Genomic DNA, 16686 nt, shown 5'->3' on the forward strand with positions numbered 1-16686 from the left:
ACCCCGACAGTTGTGGCTTAGAAGCCCAGCTTGACCAGCTGCTTGGGATCACGCTGCCAGTCCTTGGCGACCTTCACGTGCAGGTCCAGGTAAATCTTAGTGCCCAGCAGCGCCTCAATGCCCTTGCGTGCATTGGTGCCCACCTCGCGCAGCCTGGCGCCTCCCTTGCCGATGATGATGGCCTTCTGGGAAGGCCGTTCAACGTAAAGGTTCACCCGCACATCCAGCAGCGGATTGTCCTCGCTACGCCCCTCTCGGGGGATGATCTCCTCCACCACAACCGCCAGGGAGTGTGGCAGTTCATCCCGCACACCTTCCAGGGCTGCCTCACGGATCAGCTCCGCAACCATGACGGCTTCGGGCTCATCCGTGAGTTCGCCGTCGGGATAGAGCGCTGGTGACAGCGGCAGGTAGTCGGCAAATACCTTCGCCAGCGTTTCAACCTGGAAATCCTCCACGGCGGAGACAGGCACGACGGCGGCAAATCCCCTTTCGCCGATGACCTCCCGGCCCAGCTTCTCAACAGCTATGAGCTGGTCCGTCACCGCCTGCCGGTCGACCGTGTCAGTTTTGGTCACAATGGCAATGACCGGCTTGTTGCCCACGTTGCCCAGCTGTGCTGCGATGTAGCGGTCACCGGGGCCGATCTTTTCGTTGGCGGGCAGGCAGAAGCCGATGACATCCACTTCCGACAGCGTGTCCGCAACGAGGTCGTTCAGGCGCTTACCCAGCAATGTCCGGGGCCTGTGCAGTCCGGGGGTGTCCACCAGGACCAGCTGGAAGTTGTCCCTGTGGACGATTCCGCGAATCGTGTGCCGGGTGGTTTGCGGCTTCGCGGAGGTGATGGCCACCTTCTGCCCCACGAGCGCATTGGTCAATGTTGACTTGCCCGCATTGGGGCGGCCTGCAAGAACGGCAAAACCTGCGCGGAAGTCATCGCCCTTGCTTTCAATCAGGCCGGACTTGCCCTTGTTCTTACTCATGATCGCTCCTGTGTTGCTGCTCGGTGGGGGTCTTAATGGCCGTACTGTCATTCTCGGCTGGTTCAATGGCGCTGGCAATGAGGTGGCTGACCCGGTTGGGTGAACCTTCAATTCTCTGGGCCACCAGCAAGATGCCGTTGACCTCCACACTGTTGCCGACGGAGGGAATCCTGCCCAGGTGTTTGGCGAGCAAGCCGCCTGCCGTGTCCACTTCGTCGTCGTCAATGTCTTTGCCGAAGAGTTCCCCCAGCTCATCGATGGCCATGCGGGCCTTGACGAGATATCTGCCGTCGGGCAGTTTTTGTACCTCTGGTGAAACCTGGTCGTACTCGTCGGCGATTTCGCCGACAATTTCCTCGATCAAATCTTCCAGTGTCACAAGCCCGGCGGTACCGCCGTACTCGTCCACAACGATGGCGAAATGGGTGGATTCGCGTTGCAGTTCCTTCAGGAGGTCGGCGACAGTTTTGGATTCCGGCACGTAGCGGACGCTTCTTGCCAGCTGCTCCACCTTGGGCGCTTCCTCGTGGTCCCCAAGCCTGTGCAGCGTGGCAACAACATCCTTCAGGTACAGCACGCCAAGAATATGGTCGGTGCTCTCGCCTATGACGGGGATGCGGGAGTACCCTGAGCGCAGGAAAATTTCCAGTGCATCCTCAAGGGCGCCGCCCTGGTCAACGCTGATGATTTCCGTGCGCGGCACCATGACGGCGCGCACCATGGTTTCGCCCAGGTCAAAGACACTGTGAATCAGTTCTGCTTCATCGTCTTCGATCATGTCCGCTTCACTGGCACGGTCAACGAATTCGCGGAATTCCTCTTCGCTGACAAAGGCGTCGTCACTGCCCGTGGTGTCCTTGGCCAGCAACGAACCAAGCCGGATGAGCCATTCGGGGATGGGGCCCAGGATCCGCCGCAGCAGGTGCACCAACCAGGCGGAACGCCCGATCAGTGCACTTGCATGCATCCTGCCCAGTCTGCGTGGGGAAACACCGACCAGCATGAATCCCAGGACAGCCATCACGACTGTGGCGATGAGACCGGCAATCCATTCATTGCCCAACAAACCAACAAGGAAGATGGCAACAGCAACTGCGGCAGCCATTTCGGACCACACGCGCCAAAATCGCAGTGCGTTGAGGTGGACGGCGGGTTCTGCCAGCACTTTTTCCAGGGATGCGTGGCGGCCATGGGCAGCCACTGCCTCGGCATCATGGCGGGGAAAGAAACTCAAAGCTGACTCGAGGGCGGCCATGAAGGCGGCGATGACAGTGAAGATCACTCCCATGACCGGTAAAGCAACAAGCGTCACTTCATTGTCTCCCGCGGTGCTTCCTTGCCCAGGAAGCTGGAGAGCAGTTCACGCTGGAGGCCAAACATCTCTTCTTTTTCTTCCGGCTCGGCATGGTCGTAGCCCATAAGGTGCAGCATGCCGTGCGTGGTGAGGAGCAGGAGCTCCTCTTCCATGCTGTGGCCGGCCGCCTCGCCTTGTTCGGCGGCAACCACAGGGCACAGCACAATGTCGCCAAGCAGGCCGGGCGCTGTCGGGTTGGTTGCCGTTCCGGGGCGCAGCTCATCCATGGGGAAGGACAGCACGTCGGTGGGGCCCGGCTCGTCCATCCATTCGATGTGCAGTTTTTCCATGGTGGGCACGTCCGCGAGGATCACCGAAACTTCCGTTTGGGGGTGCACAAACATGGCGCCCAGGATGTGCTTGATCAGCCTGACGAGATCTTCCTGCGGCACCTCCACGCCGGATTCATTGTTAATTTCGATGCTCATCGTGAGGTGCTGTCCTTAGGTGTCGTGGGGCTGGGATGTGCGTCGTCCCAGGAGTTGTAGGCGCTGACAATGGCCCCCACCAGGCGGTGGCGGACAACGTCGCTAGCGTCCAGGATTGAAAAATTGATGTCGTCGACGTCGTGCAGGATTTCCCTGACCACCCGCAGCCCCGACTTGGTGCCGGAGGGCAGGTCGACCTGGGTGATGTCGCCGGTGACGACGATCTTGGAACCAAAGCCAAGACGTGTCAGGAACATTTTCATCTGTTCCGGCGTGGTGTTCTGTGCTTCATCCAAAATTATGAAGGCATCGTTGAGTGTCCGCCCGCGCATATACGCCAGTGGAGCAACTTCTATGGTGCCTGCCGCCATGAGCCTGGGGATGGTTTCGGGATCCATCATGTCGTGCAGGGCGTCGTACAGCGGGCGCAGATACGGGTCAATCTTGTCGTTGAGGGTTCCGGGCAGGAAGCCGAGGCGTTCCCCTGCCTCAACGGCCGGACGGGTCAGGATGATCCGGCTGACTTCCTTGTGCTGCAGCGCCTGGACGGCCTTGGCCATGGCCAGGTACGTTTTTCCGGTGCCGGCCGGTCCTATGCCAAAAACCACGGTGTTGCGGTCGATGGCGTCAACATACTCTTTTTGGTTGGCCGTCTTGGGCCTGATGGTCCGTCCCCTGCTGGAGAGAATGTCATAGCTGAGTATGTCCACGGCAGGGGAATCCGGGCGGCTCTTGAGCATCGCCACCAATTGTTCCCACACGGCCGCATTCATGGTGTTGTTGCGGGCCACCATGCCGCGCGCTTCTTCCATAAGGTGCATGATGCGCGGAACCACGGAGGAAGGACCGGTCATGGTCAAGACATTGCCGCGTGCCAGAAAGCTGACATCGGGATAAAGGTTTTCAACAATCCGTAAACCTTCGTCTTCGGCACCAAGGGTAGCGACCATTTGCTCGGTGGAGAGAAAGTGCACCACTTCTGTACGCGTGCCGTCCACGGAATGCGGGAAGTGCCGCCCGGGCCCCTCATCGGGGTATGCATCAGGGCGGTGTGCTGTTGTCTCTGCCATAAGTTCGGCCTGGACCGGCCTGAAATCTCTCCTTGACGCCACCGGAATATATTTCCGGAATTCCAGTAATGCTGTGTTCCATAAATTCTAGTGCACTCCTTCACCGGCGGGACCCATATACCGGTTAAGCCGTCAGCGCATCTTTGGCCCATCCTGTGACACAAGTGTTTCGATACGGTTTCAGTTCATTGCCAACAGCACATTTTCGCAGCATTCGGGCCTGTGGCTGTGCCAAGCTAGAGGTGTTCGAAAGTCTTGTGGGGATACTGATGAACGCCACCTGACCATCGGCAAACGCAGAGAGCTGCGGCCGGCTGAACGAAGACCAGATGAGCGAGAGCCCCACCCCATGCCTGCTTTCTCCCCCGCACCGTCAAGACGGCACGCCGTCTGCGCTGATGTGAGCCGTCGGGAGCGCCGCACCGTGGAACGCCTGCGCATGGTTGACCGTTTCGCGATCCTTGGCCTTTCCCTGTCGCTGGCACTTGCCGGCTGCACCTCGGACGGCACAGGCGAGGGCGATGCGACCATGCCAGCCAGTTCCACCACATCCTCTTCTGCCTTGGTTACCGATGCCCCGCTCGAGACTGCCACCGCCTCACAGACGTTGCCCGTGTACTGGCTGGGACGCAGCAATGACGATGTGTTCCTGTACCGCGAATTTTTTCCGTCGAAGTCGACCGACGATCCCATGGTGGCTGCCCTGCGCACCATGATGAGCAGCAAGCCCAACGATCCTGACTACTTCTCATTGTGGAACAGCCCCTCACGCCTGGGTGCCTCAATTTCCGCCAAAAATGTGATCACGGTTGATGTTTCAGCGGACGCGTTCGGCCAGAAGGTGGATGAGGGTATTGCCAAGCGGTCCATCGCCCAACTGGTGTATACGGCGACGGCGGCAGCTGCCATGGCCGGTCTCGTCGACACCAGCTCCTCCATCCAGGTTTCGGTGCTGGTGGACGGGCACACAGGCTACGACGCCTTTGGCCACGTATCCTTGGACAAGCCTTTGACCCGCGACGCTTCTCTCGTGGCCCCCGTGTGGATCATCGATCCCTCCAACGACGCCACATACAAAACTCTGCCGTTGAAGGTTGAGGGGCAGGGCATCTCCCCCACCGGAAATCTGAGCTGGTCGCTGGCCAAGGTCAGCAATGACACGGTCGGTGAGGAATACCTGAATGGAACTGTGGCCATTCCGGAGGGTCCCAATGAGTTGGGCAACTTTAGTTTTTCGCTGATCCCGCCGCCTGGTGCCTATCAGCTCTCGGTGTTCCTTGACGATCCCCAGGCACCCGGCAAGAGGTTGGGCGTGGACACCAAAATGGTCAGGATTGCCGGACAGAACGTTAAATAGTCCGGCTGCCGGGACTGTTTAACGTGCTTACCAGCGGCCCAGCTGTTGGCTGAGAAGTACGACGGCGGCCGGTCCGGCGGTCGATGAGCGCAGGACATGGTGGCCCAGCAGGGCGGTCTTGGCGCCGGCTGCCGTGAACGCGGCAACTTCCGCTGCGCTCATGCCGCCTTCCGGACCCACGATCAACAGCACCGTGCCGGGCGCAGCATCCGCCGCCCGGGAGTCCTGCCAGTGGCGTGCCACCTCGGCCACCGGGTCGGTGGCATCTTCATGCAAAATCAAGGCCAGCCCGGCTGCGGCTATCTGCTCGCACACCCCTGCCGTCCCCACGAGGGCCCCGACCGTGGGAACCGTTGCCCGGCGCGCCTGTTTGGCGGCGGCAGTCACCACCTGGCGCCACTTTTCGGGGCCCTTCACGGTCTTGTCCAGCTTCCAGCGCACAATGGAGCGTTCAGCCTGCCACGGCAGCACCGCGTCAATGCCCAGTTCGGTGGCTGTCTCAATGGCCAGCTCGTCCCTGTCCCCCTTGGCCAGTGCCTGGATCAAGGTGAAGGTGATGGCCGGTGCAGGCTCCTGGAGCACCGTCTGGACGGCCACCGTCAGCGAACCCTTTTCAGCGTGGCTGACGGTGCAGACCAAACGCAGCCCTCCGCCGTCGCACACGTCAACCGGCTCACCCGCGGCGAGCCGCTTGACGGTGGTGGCATGGCGCCCTTCGGCCCCGTCGAGGGTAAAGACGGCACCGGGGACGAGTCCGGCCAGCGCCGCGGAGCCGGCGTAAAAGACTGGGTTGCTCATGCGGGCCTAGAAGTTGCCGAGCTTGTCACGGAGCTTGGCGAACATGCCGCCGCTGCTGACAAGTTTGCCTTCCGAGAAGGTTTCCCCACGCAGTGCGGCGAGCTGCTTGAGCAGTTCCTCCTGGGCGGCGTCGGGCTTGGTGGGCGTTTCCACGTGGATGTGCACCTTCATGTCGCCACGGCCGAATCCGCGCAGGTGCGTCACACCCAGGCCGCGCAGGTTGATGACCTCACCGGCCTGGGTGCCGGGCTTGATGCTGACGGGCTGTTCGCCGTCGAACGTTTCAAAGGTGAGTTCGGTGCCGAGTGCGGCCGCCGTCATGGGCACGCTCAGGGTGGCGTGCAGGTCGTCGCCCTCGCGCAGGAAGGCGGGGTCGTTGTTGACCTTCATCTCCACGTAGAGGTCACCGGAGGGGCCGCCGGCGGGACCCGCTTCGCCCTGCCCGGACAGTTGGATGCGGGTGCCTGTGCTCACGCCGGCCGGGACCTTGATGGTCAGTGTGCGGCGGTGGCGGATGCGCCCCTCGCCCATGCATTCGTTGCAGGGGTCGATGATCATGGTGCCGAAGCCTTGGCAGGAGTTGCAGGTGGCCAGGGTCATGACGTTGCCCAGGATGGAGCGCATGGGGCGCTGGATCTGGCCGCTGCCATGGCAAACGTCACACGTGGTGGGGTGCGTGCCGGGGCGGCAGCAGCTGCCGTCGCAGGTGGGGCACGTGATGGCCGTGTCGATTTCAAGCTTCTTGTTGACTCCGAACACGGCTTCACGCAATTCCACGCGAACCGTGATCAGTGCGTCCTGGCCGCGCCGGGTGCGTGAGGCCGGGCCGCGGCCGCCGCCCCCGCCACCGCCGCCACCCCCGCCGAAGAACGTCTCAAAGATGTCCTGGAACGCAAAGCCGTCGCCACCGAAGTTGCTGGCGCCGGCACCGTTGTCGTTGCCGTTTTCATTGCCGGTGGTGTCGTAGACGCGGCGCTTCTGCGGGTCGGATAGCACCTCATAGGCGTGTGTAACGGCCTTGAAGCGGTCCTGTGCGTCCGCGGCGTCGTTGACGTCCGGGTGCAGCTTCCGGGCAAGCTTGCGGTAAGCCTTCTTGATTTCCTCGGGAGTGGCGTCGCGTGAAACGCCCAGGGCGTCGTAATGGTTGCTCAAAATGTTGCTCTCTTGTAAATAGTGAAACGGCGGCCGTTTAGCCGGCCAAGATTCGTGATAGGTATTGTGCCACTGCGCGCACGCTTGACATGGTGTTGGGGTAGTCCATACGGGTGGGTCCCACAATGCCCAGCTTGGCCCCCTCGCCGGGTCCGTAGCTGCTGGCCACGACCGATGCCTCGGCCAATGAATCGTGCGGATTCTCCCTGCCGATGACCACTGCCATACCCAGGGAATCCTGTGCCATGGCCTCCAGGAGGCGCAGCAGCACCACCTGCTCCTCCAGCGCGTCGAGGACGGGCCCGATGCTCAGCGGGAAATCGTTATTGGAGCGGGCAAGATTTGCGGTACCGGCCATGACGATGCGGTCTTCACGGGCGTTGCGGGCCAGCAGCGCCAAGCCTTGGGCGAGCCTCGCTGCCGGAGCCTGCTCGGCCGGCGGCACGGACGCTGGAATGCGGGCCACGGCGTCGGCCAGGCTGACCACAGCCATGCCGTGAAGGGCGGAGAGGAAGACTTGGCGCAGTGTTGCCAGTTCGGCGTCGTCAAGGTTGACCCCGACGTCAATCACATTTTGTTCAACCTTGCCGGAGGCAAGAATCAGCACCACAAGCACCTGTCGGGCTGCCAGGGAGACAAATTCTATGTGCCGCACCACGGCGTCGCCGGAGCGGGGGTATTGCACAACGGCCACCTGGTGGGTCAGTTGGGCCAAGGCGCGCACCGTGCGTTCCAGGACATCGTCCAAGTCCGTGGAGCCTTCCAGCAGCACCGAGATGGCACGTCTCTCAGCGGCCGAGAGCGGCTTGACACTGGAGAGCTGGTCAACGAAGAGACGGTAGCCCTTGTCAGTGGGGATGCGCCCGGAACTGGTGTGCGGGGCGGTGATGAGCCCTTCTTCTTCCAGCGCGGCCATGTCGTTGCGGATCGTGGCGCTGGAGACGCCCAGGTGGTGCCGTTCCACCAGAGCTTTGGAGCCGACAGGTTCACGCGTGTGGACGTAATCTTCAACTATGGCCCGAAGGACTTCCAATTTCCGTGGTTCACTCATGCCTGACACCTCCTATCAATGACGCAGCGCTATATTGGCACTCTACCCAATCAACTGCTAAGTCTAATACTTTTTGCGCCGACCCTCCTGAGCGGCCCATGGCGCGGGATGCACGGCCCGATGCCACTTCACCGGTTAGCATGGATTTTCACCCTGCAGCGTTCGCCAAGAGCGTTGCGCCGACGAGCAAGAGTCAGGTTTTTAGTGCAATTCAACCAGTGGGGCCCCCAGGATCTCAGCGCACCGGCAGCCCGGGTGCTGCCCAAGGTGGAGGCGCGTGCCGGCCTCGTGGTGGAGGACGTCGCAACCGGGTGGGTTGGCGCCGTCGTGCGGCTGGAAAAAACCGGTGGCATGCACATAGTGGAGCTGGCGGACCGGCGGGAGAAAATCCGTGCCTTCCCGCTCGGCTTCGGCTTTCTGCTCGAGGGCGAGCCGGTGGAGCTGATTGCTCCGGTGAAGGTTGCCGCAGCGCAAACACTGCGCACCGCCTCCGGCTCGGTGAAAGTAGCCGACACCCGCGCCAAAGTGGCCAAGGCGAGCCGCATCTGGGTAGAGGGAAAGCACGACGCCGAGCTCGTGGAGAAGGTCTGGGGTGATGACCTGCGGGTGGAAGGGATCGTGGTGGAGCCGCTGCGCGGGATCGACGACCTGTCCGCCGCCGTGGCCGCGTTCTCCCCCGGACCCACACGGCGGCTGGGCATCCTGGTGGACCACCTGGTGCCGGGCTCCAAGGAATCACGCATTGTGAGCAAGCTCATGGCGACGCCCGGGTTGAGCCGGAATGTGCTGGTGGTGGGGCACCCCTATGTTGATGTGTGGCAGGCCATCAAGCCGTCCACCCTGGGCATCCCGGCCTGGCCCGTTATCCCGCGAACAATGGAGTGGAAGCTGGGAATCCTCAAGGCCTTCGGTTGGCCCCACACGACCCCCGAGGATGTGGGGCTCGGCTGGCAGCGGCTGTTGTCCCGGGTCGATTCCTATGCCGATCTGGAGCCGTCCCTGCTGGGGCGGGTTGAGGAAGTCATAGATTTCCTCACGGCACCAGTATCCTAGGGAGAGTGGCCGGAGCAATTTCGGGCCAATCTTTTTCTTGTGGAGCACGTTGAAAGGCCCATCATTGTGAGTCACCCGGCAACCCAGACCGATGGAGCGCCCCAACCGCCGCTCACCCCGTCAGAAGACAAGCAATGGGCATTCCTGTCCCACTGCGGCGGTATTCTGGGCTGCGTTCCGTCATACTTCATCCGTAAATATGTGGCACCGCGCGGCCGGTTTACCGCTCAGGAATCACTCGAGGCACTGAACTTCACCCTGCCACCCACGCTGCTGGCCGCGGCACTGAACGTGCTGGCACTGGTGTTCGTGTTCTTCAACCCGCAAATCGCCACTATTTTTTCGATGCTGGCCCTGCTGGTGTGGATCTTCCTGACAGTTTTCTCGGTCATCGGCGCCGTGCAGGTCAACAAGGGCCAGCCGTTTCGCTACGCCCTGAACCTGCGCTGGCTCAAGTAACGCCCGCGCTCTAAACAACTGACCCTCCCCGCCGGTGGGGTTCCCTGGCCGAGGTACGAGGTTAGGGTGCCGGCGGGGAGGGTCAGTTGTTCGTTCAGGTGAGGATCAGTCCACCAGGAGGGCGCGGGTTACCGCGTCGCCCAGGAGCCGGCCCTTCAGGGTCAGCACCAAGGTGCCGGCAAAGGCCTTGACCGGGTCAACGAGTTCTTGGGCGATGAGCCCGGCAACGGCTTTTCGTGCCGCAGGTGACAGGGTGCTGGTCGCCAGGCCTTCTGAGAGTCGGGACGTGAGCATGATGCGTTCAAGTTCCCGCGTGTCGGCATCGAGGGTTTCGCGGCCCGCGGCAGGCGATTCGCCCTTGTCCAGTCGGTTGGCGTAGGCAGTTGGGTGCTTGACGTTCCACCAGCGCACGCCGCCCATGTGCGAGTGTGCCCCGGGTCCGATCCCCCACCAATCGTCCCCGCGCCAGTACGCAAGGTTGTGCTGGCAGGCGTCCTCGGGGGTGCGTGCCCAGTTGCTGACCTCGTACCAGGACAGTCCCGCCGCTTGGAAGAGTGCGTCGGCGAGCTCGTATTTGGCGGCATGGTCGTCGTCGTCAATGTTGGGCACCTGCCCGCGACGGATTTGCGCCGCCAGTTTGGTGCCCTCTTCAACAATCAGCGAGTATGCGGAAATGTGGTCGGGTTCGTAGCTCAGGGCCGTGCGCACCGATGTTTCCCAGTCGGCAAAGCTCTCCCCCGGCGTGCCGTAAATCAGATCGACGCTCACCTTCAGGCCGACCTCACGCGCCCAGGCAACCGCCTGCGGCACCTTTTCGGGGTTGTGGGTGCGGTCCAGCACCTTCAGGACGTGCGGCACGGCCGACTGCATGCCAAAGGACACACGGGTGAAACCGCCGTCGAACAGCTCCTGCAGCGACTCCTTGGTGACGGAGTCGGGGTTGGCCTCTGTGGTGACTTCTGCGCCTGGTTCAAGGCCCCACTGTTCGACGGCGGATCCCAGGATGCGGGTGAGGTCACTGGCAGGCAAAAGGGTTGGGGTGCCTCCGCCAAAGAACACTGTGCTCAGCTTGCGCTCCGGGAGTCCGGAGGCAACCATGGCGCGGGCGGCAAATTCCACCTCTCGCACAGCCGTTTCGGCGTAGGCGGCCTGGGAGGCGCCGCCACCCAGTTCGGTGGCCGTGTAGGTGTTGAAGTCGCAGTAGCCGCAGCGCACGGCACAAAACGGGATGTGCGCGTACAGGCTGAACTTGCGTTCGGCAGCGCCGACGGCGGCCTGCGCGGGCAGGACACCGTCGGCCGGAGCCGGGTCCCCGAGGGGCAAAACGCTGGGGGTCACTTCTTTGACTTGTCCTTTGCCGGCTCTTCAGAGGACAGTGCAGCGATGAAGGCTTCCTGGGGGACCTCCACGCGGCCCACCATCTTCATACGCTTCTTGCCTTCCTTCTGCTTCTCCAGCAGCTTGCGCTTACGGGAGATGTCACCGCCGTAGCACTTGGCCAGGACGTCCTTGCGGATGGCACGGATGTTCTCGCGGGCGATGATCCGGGCACCAATGGCCGCCTGGATGGGCACCTCGAACTGCTGGCGCGGAATGAGCTCGCGCAGCTTGCCCGTCATCATGACACCGTAGGCGTAGGCCTTGTCGCGGTGTGTGATGGCGCTGAACGCATCAACCTGCTCGCCCTGGAGCATGATGTCGACCTTGACAAGGTCGGCGACCTGATCGCCGTCGGCCTTCCAATCGAGGGAGCCGTAGCCGCGGGTCTTGGACTTGAGGATGTCGAAGAAGTCGAACACGATCTCGGCCAAGGGCAGGCGGTAGCGGATCTCCACCCGGTCCTCTGAAAGGTAGTCCATGCCGCCAAGGATGCCGCGTCGGGTCTGGCACAGCTCCATGATGGCGCCGACAAACTCGGTGGGCGCAAGGATCGTGGCGGCAACCATGGGCTCGCGAACCTCGGCGATTTTGCCCGTGGGGTATTCGCTGGGGTTGGTGACGTGGACGACCTTTTTGTCTTCCAGCGTCACCTCGTATTCCACGTTGGGGGCTGTGGAGATCAGGTCAAGGTTGTGCTCGCGCTCGAGGCGTTCGCGGGTGATCTCCAGGTGCAGCAGGCCAAGGAAACCGACACGGAAACCAAAGCCCAAGGCGGCGGAGGTCTCGGGTTCGTAGACCAGTGCGGCGTCGTTGAGCATGAGCTTTTCCAGCGCATCACGCAGCACCGGGTAATCCGTGCCGTCCAGCGGATACAGGCCGGAGAAAACCATGGGTTTGGCTTCGTGGTAGCCGGCCAGCGCCTCGGCAGCCGGCTTGTGGAACGTGGTGACGGTGTCGCCCACCTTGGACAGGCGCACGTCCTTCACACCCGTGATCAGGTAGCCCACCTCACCAACGCCGAGGCCCTTGGACGGCTTGGGCTCCGGGGAGCTGACACCAATTTCCAGAAGCTCGTGCGTGGCGCGGGTGGACATCATCTGAATCTTCTCGCGCGGGCTCAGGCTGCCGTCGATGACACGGACGTAGGTGACCACGCCTCGGTAGGTGTCGTAGACGGAGTCAAAGATCATGGCGCGGGCAGGAGCGTTCGGGTCGCCCACGGGGGCCGGCAGATCGCGGACGATCAAATCCAGCAGCTCTTCAACACCCACGCCTGTCTTGCCCGACACCATCAAGACGTCTTCGGGCCTGCCGCCAATGAGGTTGGCAAGTTCGGCAGCATACTTTTCCGGCTGCGCGGCCGGCAGGTCGATCTTGTTCAAGACCGGAATGATGGTGAGGTTGTTCTCCATGGCCAGGTACAGGTTGGCCAGGGTCTGCGCCTCGATGCCCTGTGCGGCGTCGACCAGCAGGATGGCACCCTCACAGGCCGCCAGGGAGCGGGAAACCTCGTAGGTGAAGTCAACGTGGCCCGGGGTGTCGATCATGTTCAGGCAGTATGAGGTGCCGTCCACCTCCCAGGGAATGCGCACGGCCTGGGACTTGATGGTGATGCCGCGTTCGCGCTCGATGTCCATGCGGTCAAGGTACTGCGCCTTCATGTCACGCTGCTGAACCACTCCGGTGAGCTGGAGCATCCTATCGGCCAAGGTGGATTTACCGTGGTCGATGTGCGCGATGATGCAGAAGTTCCTGATGATCGCCGGATCGGTCTGGGCGGGCACCGGGGCAGTGCGGGCCATGGGTGACACTAGGGTTCCTTACTGTTGCATGGACGCAGGGATAGCGGTTGAGTCACCGAACCGTGCAGGGTTGTGGCCGCGCGTTGCACGCCGGACACTCATTGCCATCAAGTCTCCCACGAATAAGCGCCCGGTAGAGAACCGACAGGCATTGGATACGCTTGGAAACATGGCCTCAACATCCCAACGCATCTTCAAGCTTGTCCGCTCCATTGCCGGAGCCCTGTTTAACCCCGGAAAATCGACCGGAACAGCGACGGCTCCGCCCCAGCGCAGGCCCGCCACCCGTCCCGGTCCCAAGACCAGCGCAAGGGACCGGTCCCACCCGGCTCCGCGTCCGGTGTCGAACATTCCTGCCGAGGGCCTCAGCGCACCCTATCCCGGCGACTTCCACGGCCGCGCCACGGTCACCTACTCCCCGCAGCTCGACGGTGACGCGGACCCGGGTGAAGTGGTGTGGACGTGGGTGCCGTATGAGGAGGACTACAGCCAGGGCAAGGACCGTCCGGTCCTGGTGGTGGGCAAGGCAGGGAAATACCTGTTGGCGTTGATGATGACCACCAAGGATCACAGCAGTGACCGCCGCGGCGACAATGACTACATCGACATTGGGCCGGGTTCGTGGGACAGCCAGGGGCGGGACAGCGAAGTGAAGCTGGACCGGATTCTACAGATCTCCCCCCACGACATGCGACGCGAAGGGGCCATCCTCGACAAGGCACGGTTTTCCTCCGTTGCTGCCGGCCTGCGGCAACGGCACGGCTGGAAGTAGCCAGGCGGCCGAGTCCCGCGCGGGGCGCAACTCTGATAAACTTTGGGATTGTGTGTATCCGTGCAGGTCGGCGGATACAACAGCTTGACCTGACGTTCACCATAATTCGAGCATCCCCACGCCGCTGTCAACGGTCAAGCTACGCCCTCTACGACCGAATTTACGTATCAAAAGAGAGTTATACATCGTGGCTAATATCAAGTCTCAGAAGAAGCGCATCCTTACGAACGAGAAGTCGCGCGTGCGCAACCTCGCCGTTCGTTCAGGCGTCAAGACCGCTATCCGTGCAGTAAACACGGCAGTGGCCGCGGGCGACAAGGATGCAGCTGCTGCCGCACTGGTGAATGCCGGCCGCAAGCTGGACAAGGCTGTCAGCAAGGGCGTCCTGCACGCCAACAACGCTGCCAACCGCAAGTCAGCCATCTCCAAGAAGGTTAACGCCCTCTAAGGGAAGCTGATCTGCTTCGCAACTCAAATGTTGGACCCCCGCCTGATGGTGGGGGTCCAACATGTTTAAGCCGCCCTGTTGTAGCTGTCCTTGCCAAATAATCCTTGGATCAGGTCTGCCAAACAATCAATCTCAAGCGATTTAACGGATGGCTACATGGGGAAGACCACCTTGGCTCGGTTATCTCACGATGCCCGAGGTCCGGAAGCTGCCGGTGAGTCCGCCAGCGTCTCCGACCGTTCTGGCTATCCCTCTTCTTCAGTGCGCCAGATGACATGAACCCACCGCTGCCCCTCGCTGTCCCATGACTCTGTGTGGCCCAGCAGTGCGATGTCTTGGAATGAGACGTCGATTCCGCGCGCGTTCAAGGTGTGGTGGAGTTCTTCCGTGGCCTCCCGAACGGCGGCGGTTGCAGCTTCGGGGACATCGGACGCCACCGGCCGTGAGGACGTAAACAGTTCTGTCATGGACGCCATTGTGCACCCTCGGCGCGTTTAAGGGAACCACTTTGTGCCGTGGGGGCCCGTAGCAATGAGATCTTGCGGCCTGCCTTCGAGGCGGGTCCTGGTGTCCCACTGGGCGATTGGGGTTTCGTCCGCTCGCAGAAGGGCAGGTGTCCAATCGGCGTTGTCGTGAGCTTGGGGCCTGGTGTGGGCGGGCGCGACCATGGTACGCAAAGGGCCTCTGGCTCGCGTTAACTGTTGACCAAATGGCTCGTCGACCATGGTGGCACTAATCTCGCAACAATTGCGTCTCCGCAAACTCTTGCGTTAACGCAATCATTGCGTCTAACGTCAAGTTATGTCGGCTGTCATTCAGGTCCCTGAATCGCCTCACGTGTTGCGTGAGTACGCCATAATTGCCGACGGGGAACGTTCGGCCTTGATCGGACCCCGCGGGGATGTGGCGTGGATGTGTGTGCCGCGCTGGGACAGTGAGGCAGTCTTTTCCTCCCTGATTGGTGGTGGCGGTACTTTTGCGGTGACCCCCCTCAGCGACCGGTACGTCTGGGGTGGCAGCTACCAGGATGGGACACTGATCTGGACGAGCCGCTGGGTCACCAGCGGGGGAATCATCGAATGCCGGGAGGCGCTGGCGCAGCCGGCGGAGCCACATACGGCAGTGCTGTTGCGCCGGTTGCGTGCAGTCGCCAGCCCTGCCGCCCTGCGTGTGGTTCTTAAAGCGGGCGCTGGCTTCGGCAAATATGGCATGAATCGGCTCAAATGTGCTGACGGTGTCTGGACAGGCCGCAGCGGTTCCCTGCACCTGCGCCTGTCCGGGGCCGAGAAGGCCACGGTGCACGATGGCGAACTGCAGCTGAGCCTGGAGGTTTCCACTGGCGGGGAGCATGACCTGGTCCTGGAACTTTCCGACCAGCCGTTCACCTCAGGCCCCGTGGCTGCGGCCGCGGCGTGGGCGGAAACGGAACACAGCTGGAAAGACGCCGTCCCGGCCCTGTTGGACACCATCGCCCCCGATGATGCCCGCCAGTCCTATGCCGTGTTGCGCGGCATGACCGGTGGCGGTGGCGCCATGGTCGCCGCAGCAACACTGGGCCTGCCCGAGCGCGCCCAGGAAAAACGTAATTACGACTACCGCTATGCCTGGATCCGCGACCAGTGCTATGCCGGTCAGGCCGTAGCAGCGTGCGGGGCGCACCCGTTGCTCGATGACGCTGTCAGGTTCGTGACCAGCAGGCTTTTGGCGGACGGGCCGGGCCTGAAACCCGCCTATACGGTAACGGGCGGACGGGTTCCGGACGAAACTGATCTTGGCCTGGCCGGGTACCCGGGCGGTTCCGCGAAAGTGGGGAACTGGGTCAATGAACAATTCCAACTGGATGCCTTCGGCGAGACGCTGCTGCTCTTCGCCGCTGCCGCCACCCATGATCGTTTGGACCTGGAAAACTGGCGGGCTGCGGAGACAGCGGTACAAGCCATCACGGAGCGCTGGCAGGAACCAGACGCCGGAATTTGGGAGCTCAACAACGACAGGTGGGCGCATTCACGGCTGACCTGCGCGGCCGGATTGCGCAGCATAGCCGTCCACGCCCCGGCTGCCCAAGGCGCGGGATGGACGTCGCTGGCTGACACAATAGTTGCCGACACGGCCAAGGATTCTCTGCACCCCAGCGGCCGGTGGCAGCGCAGCCCCGGCGATGACCGGGTGGATGCAGCCTTGCTGCTGCCCATTTTGCGTGGCGCAGTCCCGGTGCACGACCCGCGGAGTCTGGCAACCGTAGCGGCCATCCGGGCTGATCTGGGCCGCGAAGGGTATCTCTACCGTTTCCGCCAAGACACGCGCCCATTGGCGCAGGCGGAGGGGGCCTTCCTGCTGTGCGGCTTTGACATGGCCATGGCCCTTCACCAGCAAGGCCACAAGGTCGAGGCGATGCACTGGTTTGAACGCAACCGTGCCGCCTGCGCCACCACAGGTTTGTTCACCGAGGAATACGACGTCGAACAGCGCCAGCTGCGCGGTAATTTCCCGCAGGCATTCGTCCACGCCGCCATGCTCGAGGCCGGCAAACGCCTCGCCACGCCGCCGGCGCTTGAGCGAGATTACCCCTAGGGAGCAAC

Annotated in this window: 16 protein-coding genes; 6 read left to right on the forward strand and 10 right to left on the reverse strand. The window is 62.4% G+C overall.

What is annotated here, in order from left to right; genetic code table 11:
• Window positions 1-17: 17 nt before the first annotated feature.
• Genes era through art_RS04175 form a run of 4 tightly spaced genes read right to left on the reverse strand, consistent with a single transcriptional unit; the run spans window position 18 to window position 3835 of the window.
• Complete coding sequence (gene era / locus art_RS04160; protein WP_052135982.1) at window positions 18-983, reverse strand: GTPase Era; 966 nt, start codon at window positions 981-983, stop codon at window positions 18-20.
• Window positions 976-2295: a hemolysin family protein gene (locus art_RS04165; RefSeq protein WP_082000093.1), complete on the reverse strand. Its 1320-nt coding sequence runs from the start codon at window positions 2293-2295 to the stop codon at window positions 976-978. The genes era and art_RS04165 overlap by 8 nt, the downstream gene beginning before the upstream one ends.
• On the reverse strand, window positions 2292-2765 hold the full coding sequence (gene ybeY, locus art_RS04170) for an rRNA maturation RNase YbeY (RefSeq protein WP_038462645.1): 474 nt from the start codon (window positions 2763-2765) through the stop codon (window positions 2292-2294). Before ybeY ends, art_RS04165 begins: the two co-directional genes overlap by 4 nt.
• Entirely contained in the window at window positions 2762-3835 is a 1074-nt protein-coding gene (locus art_RS04175) for a PhoH family protein (RefSeq protein ID WP_052135984.1), read from the reverse strand. Before art_RS04175 ends, ybeY begins: the two co-directional genes overlap by 4 nt.
• 349 nt (window positions 3836-4184) lie before the next feature.
• Here art_RS04175 and art_RS04180 point away from each other — a divergent pair, with 349 nt between their 5' ends.
• Window positions 4185-5192 carry a GerMN domain-containing protein gene (locus art_RS04180; protein WP_082000094.1) on the forward strand — a complete coding sequence of 336 codons (1008 nt, stop codon included), beginning with the start codon at window positions 4185-4187 and terminating at the stop codon, window positions 5190-5192.
• Between the two features lie 27 nt (window positions 5193-5219).
• Here the strand turns inward: art_RS04180 and art_RS04185 are convergent, their stop codons facing one another.
• Genes art_RS04185 through hrcA form a run of 3 tightly spaced genes read right to left on the reverse strand, consistent with a single transcriptional unit; the run spans window position 5220 to window position 8193 of the window.
• Window positions 5220-5990 carry a 16S rRNA (uracil(1498)-N(3))-methyltransferase gene (locus art_RS04185; protein ID WP_038462650.1) on the reverse strand — a complete coding sequence of 257 codons (771 nt, stop codon included), beginning with the start codon at window positions 5988-5990 and terminating at the stop codon, window positions 5220-5222.
• 6 nt (window positions 5991-5996) lie between these two features.
• Entirely contained in the window at window positions 5997-7142 is a 1146-nt protein-coding gene (gene dnaJ / locus art_RS04190) for a molecular chaperone DnaJ (RefSeq protein WP_038462652.1), read from the reverse strand.
• Window positions 7143-7179: 37 nt separating this feature from the next.
• The gene (gene hrcA, locus art_RS04195; protein ID WP_038462655.1) at window positions 7180-8193 is read right to left on the reverse strand and encodes a heat-inducible transcriptional repressor HrcA; all 1014 of its coding nucleotides are present in this window, start codon (window positions 8191-8193) and stop codon (window positions 7180-7182) included.
• A gap of 204 nt (window positions 8194-8397) precedes the next feature.
• Here hrcA and art_RS04200 point away from each other — a divergent pair, with 204 nt between their 5' ends.
• Window positions 8398-9246, forward strand: a complete 849-nt coding sequence (locus art_RS04200) for a DUF3097 domain-containing protein (protein ID WP_038462657.1) — start codon at window positions 8398-8400, stop codon at window positions 9244-9246.
• Window positions 9247-9312: 66 nt separating this feature from the next.
• Window positions 9313-9705 (forward strand): DUF4870 domain-containing protein, encoded by a 393-nt coding sequence (locus art_RS04205; protein ID WP_253901469.1) that lies wholly within the window; start codon window positions 9313-9315, stop codon window positions 9703-9705.
• Window positions 9706-9810: 105 nt separating this feature from the next.
• Here art_RS04205 and hemW read toward each other — a convergent pair whose 3' ends face one another.
• Both hemW and lepA read right to left on the reverse strand, forming a co-directional pair.
• Window positions 9811-11043, reverse strand: a complete 1233-nt coding sequence (hemW, locus tag art_RS04210) for a radical SAM family heme chaperone HemW (RefSeq protein WP_038462659.1) — start codon at window positions 11041-11043, stop codon at window positions 9811-9813.
• A complete protein-coding gene (gene lepA / locus art_RS04215; protein ID WP_173425221.1) occupies window positions 11040-12896 on the reverse strand; it encodes a translation elongation factor 4 in 1857 nt (618 codons plus the stop codon). The genes hemW and lepA overlap by 4 nt, the downstream gene beginning before the upstream one ends.
• A 160-nt stretch (window positions 12897-13056) precedes the next feature.
• Between lepA and art_RS04220 the strand changes: the two genes are divergently transcribed.
• The gene (locus art_RS04220; protein ID WP_082000095.1) at window positions 13057-13659 is read left to right on the forward strand and encodes a type II toxin-antitoxin system PemK/MazF family toxin; all 603 of its coding nucleotides are present in this window, start codon (window positions 13057-13059) and stop codon (window positions 13657-13659) included.
• A 187-nt stretch (window positions 13660-13846) separates the two neighbouring features.
• On the forward strand, window positions 13847-14107 hold the full coding sequence (rpsT, locus tag art_RS04225; protein ID WP_038462664.1) for a 30S ribosomal protein S20: 261 nt from the start codon (window positions 13847-13849) through the stop codon (window positions 14105-14107).
• A 245-nt stretch (window positions 14108-14352) separates the two neighbouring features.
• Here the strand turns inward: rpsT and art_RS04230 are convergent, their stop codons facing one another.
• Window positions 14353-14574: a hypothetical protein gene (locus art_RS04230; protein WP_038462666.1), complete on the reverse strand. Its 222-nt coding sequence runs from the start codon at window positions 14572-14574 to the stop codon at window positions 14353-14355.
• 334 nt (window positions 14575-14908) lie between these two features.
• On the opposite strand from art_RS04230, the gene art_RS04235 reads away from it, so the two are divergent.
• On the forward strand, window positions 14909-16678 hold the full coding sequence (locus tag art_RS04235; RefSeq protein WP_038462668.1) for a glycoside hydrolase family 15 protein: 1770 nt from the start codon (window positions 14909-14911) through the stop codon (window positions 16676-16678).
• The last annotated feature ends 8 nt before the right edge of the window (window positions 16679-16686 follow it).

It is taken from the genome of Arthrobacter sp. PAMC 25486 (assembly GCF_000785535.1).
In the GTDB taxonomy this organism is placed as follows: Bacteria; Actinomycetota; Actinomycetes; order Actinomycetales; family Micrococcaceae; genus Specibacter.

What these genes read in the sequence shown, in the direction of transcription:
- art_RS04230 (WP_038462666.1), bottom strand. Translation starts at nt 14,574, where the DNA reads ATGACAGAACTGTTTACGTCCTCACGGCCGGTGGCGTCCGATGTCCCC.
- art_RS04175 (WP_052135984.1), bottom strand. Translation starts at nt 3,835, where the DNA reads ATGGCAGAGACAACAGCACACCGCCCTGATGCATACCCCGATGAGGGG.
- art_RS04235 (WP_038462668.1), top strand. Translation starts at nt 14,909, where the DNA reads ATGTCGGCTGTCATTCAGGTCCCTGAATCGCCTCACGTGTTGCGTGAG.
- art_RS04185 (WP_038462650.1), bottom strand. Translation starts at nt 5,990, where the DNA reads ATGAGCAACCCAGTCTTTTACGCCGGCTCCGCGGCGCTGGCCGGACTC.
- ybeY (WP_038462645.1), bottom strand. Translation starts at nt 2,765, where the DNA reads ATGAGCATCGAAATTAACAATGAATCCGGCGTGGAGGTGCCGCAGGAA.
- art_RS04180 (WP_082000094.1), top strand. Translation starts at nt 4,185, where the DNA reads ATGCCTGCTTTCTCCCCCGCACCGTCAAGACGGCACGCCGTCTGCGCT.
- era (WP_052135982.1), bottom strand. Translation starts at nt 983, where the DNA reads ATGAGTAAGAACAAGGGCAAGTCCGGCCTGATTGAAAGCAAGGGCGAT.
- art_RS04220 (WP_082000095.1), top strand. Translation starts at nt 13,057, where the DNA reads ATGGCCTCAACATCCCAACGCATCTTCAAGCTTGTCCGCTCCATTGCC.
- hrcA (WP_038462655.1), bottom strand. Translation starts at nt 8,193, where the DNA reads ATGAGTGAACCACGGAAATTGGAAGTCCTTCGGGCCATAGTTGAAGAT.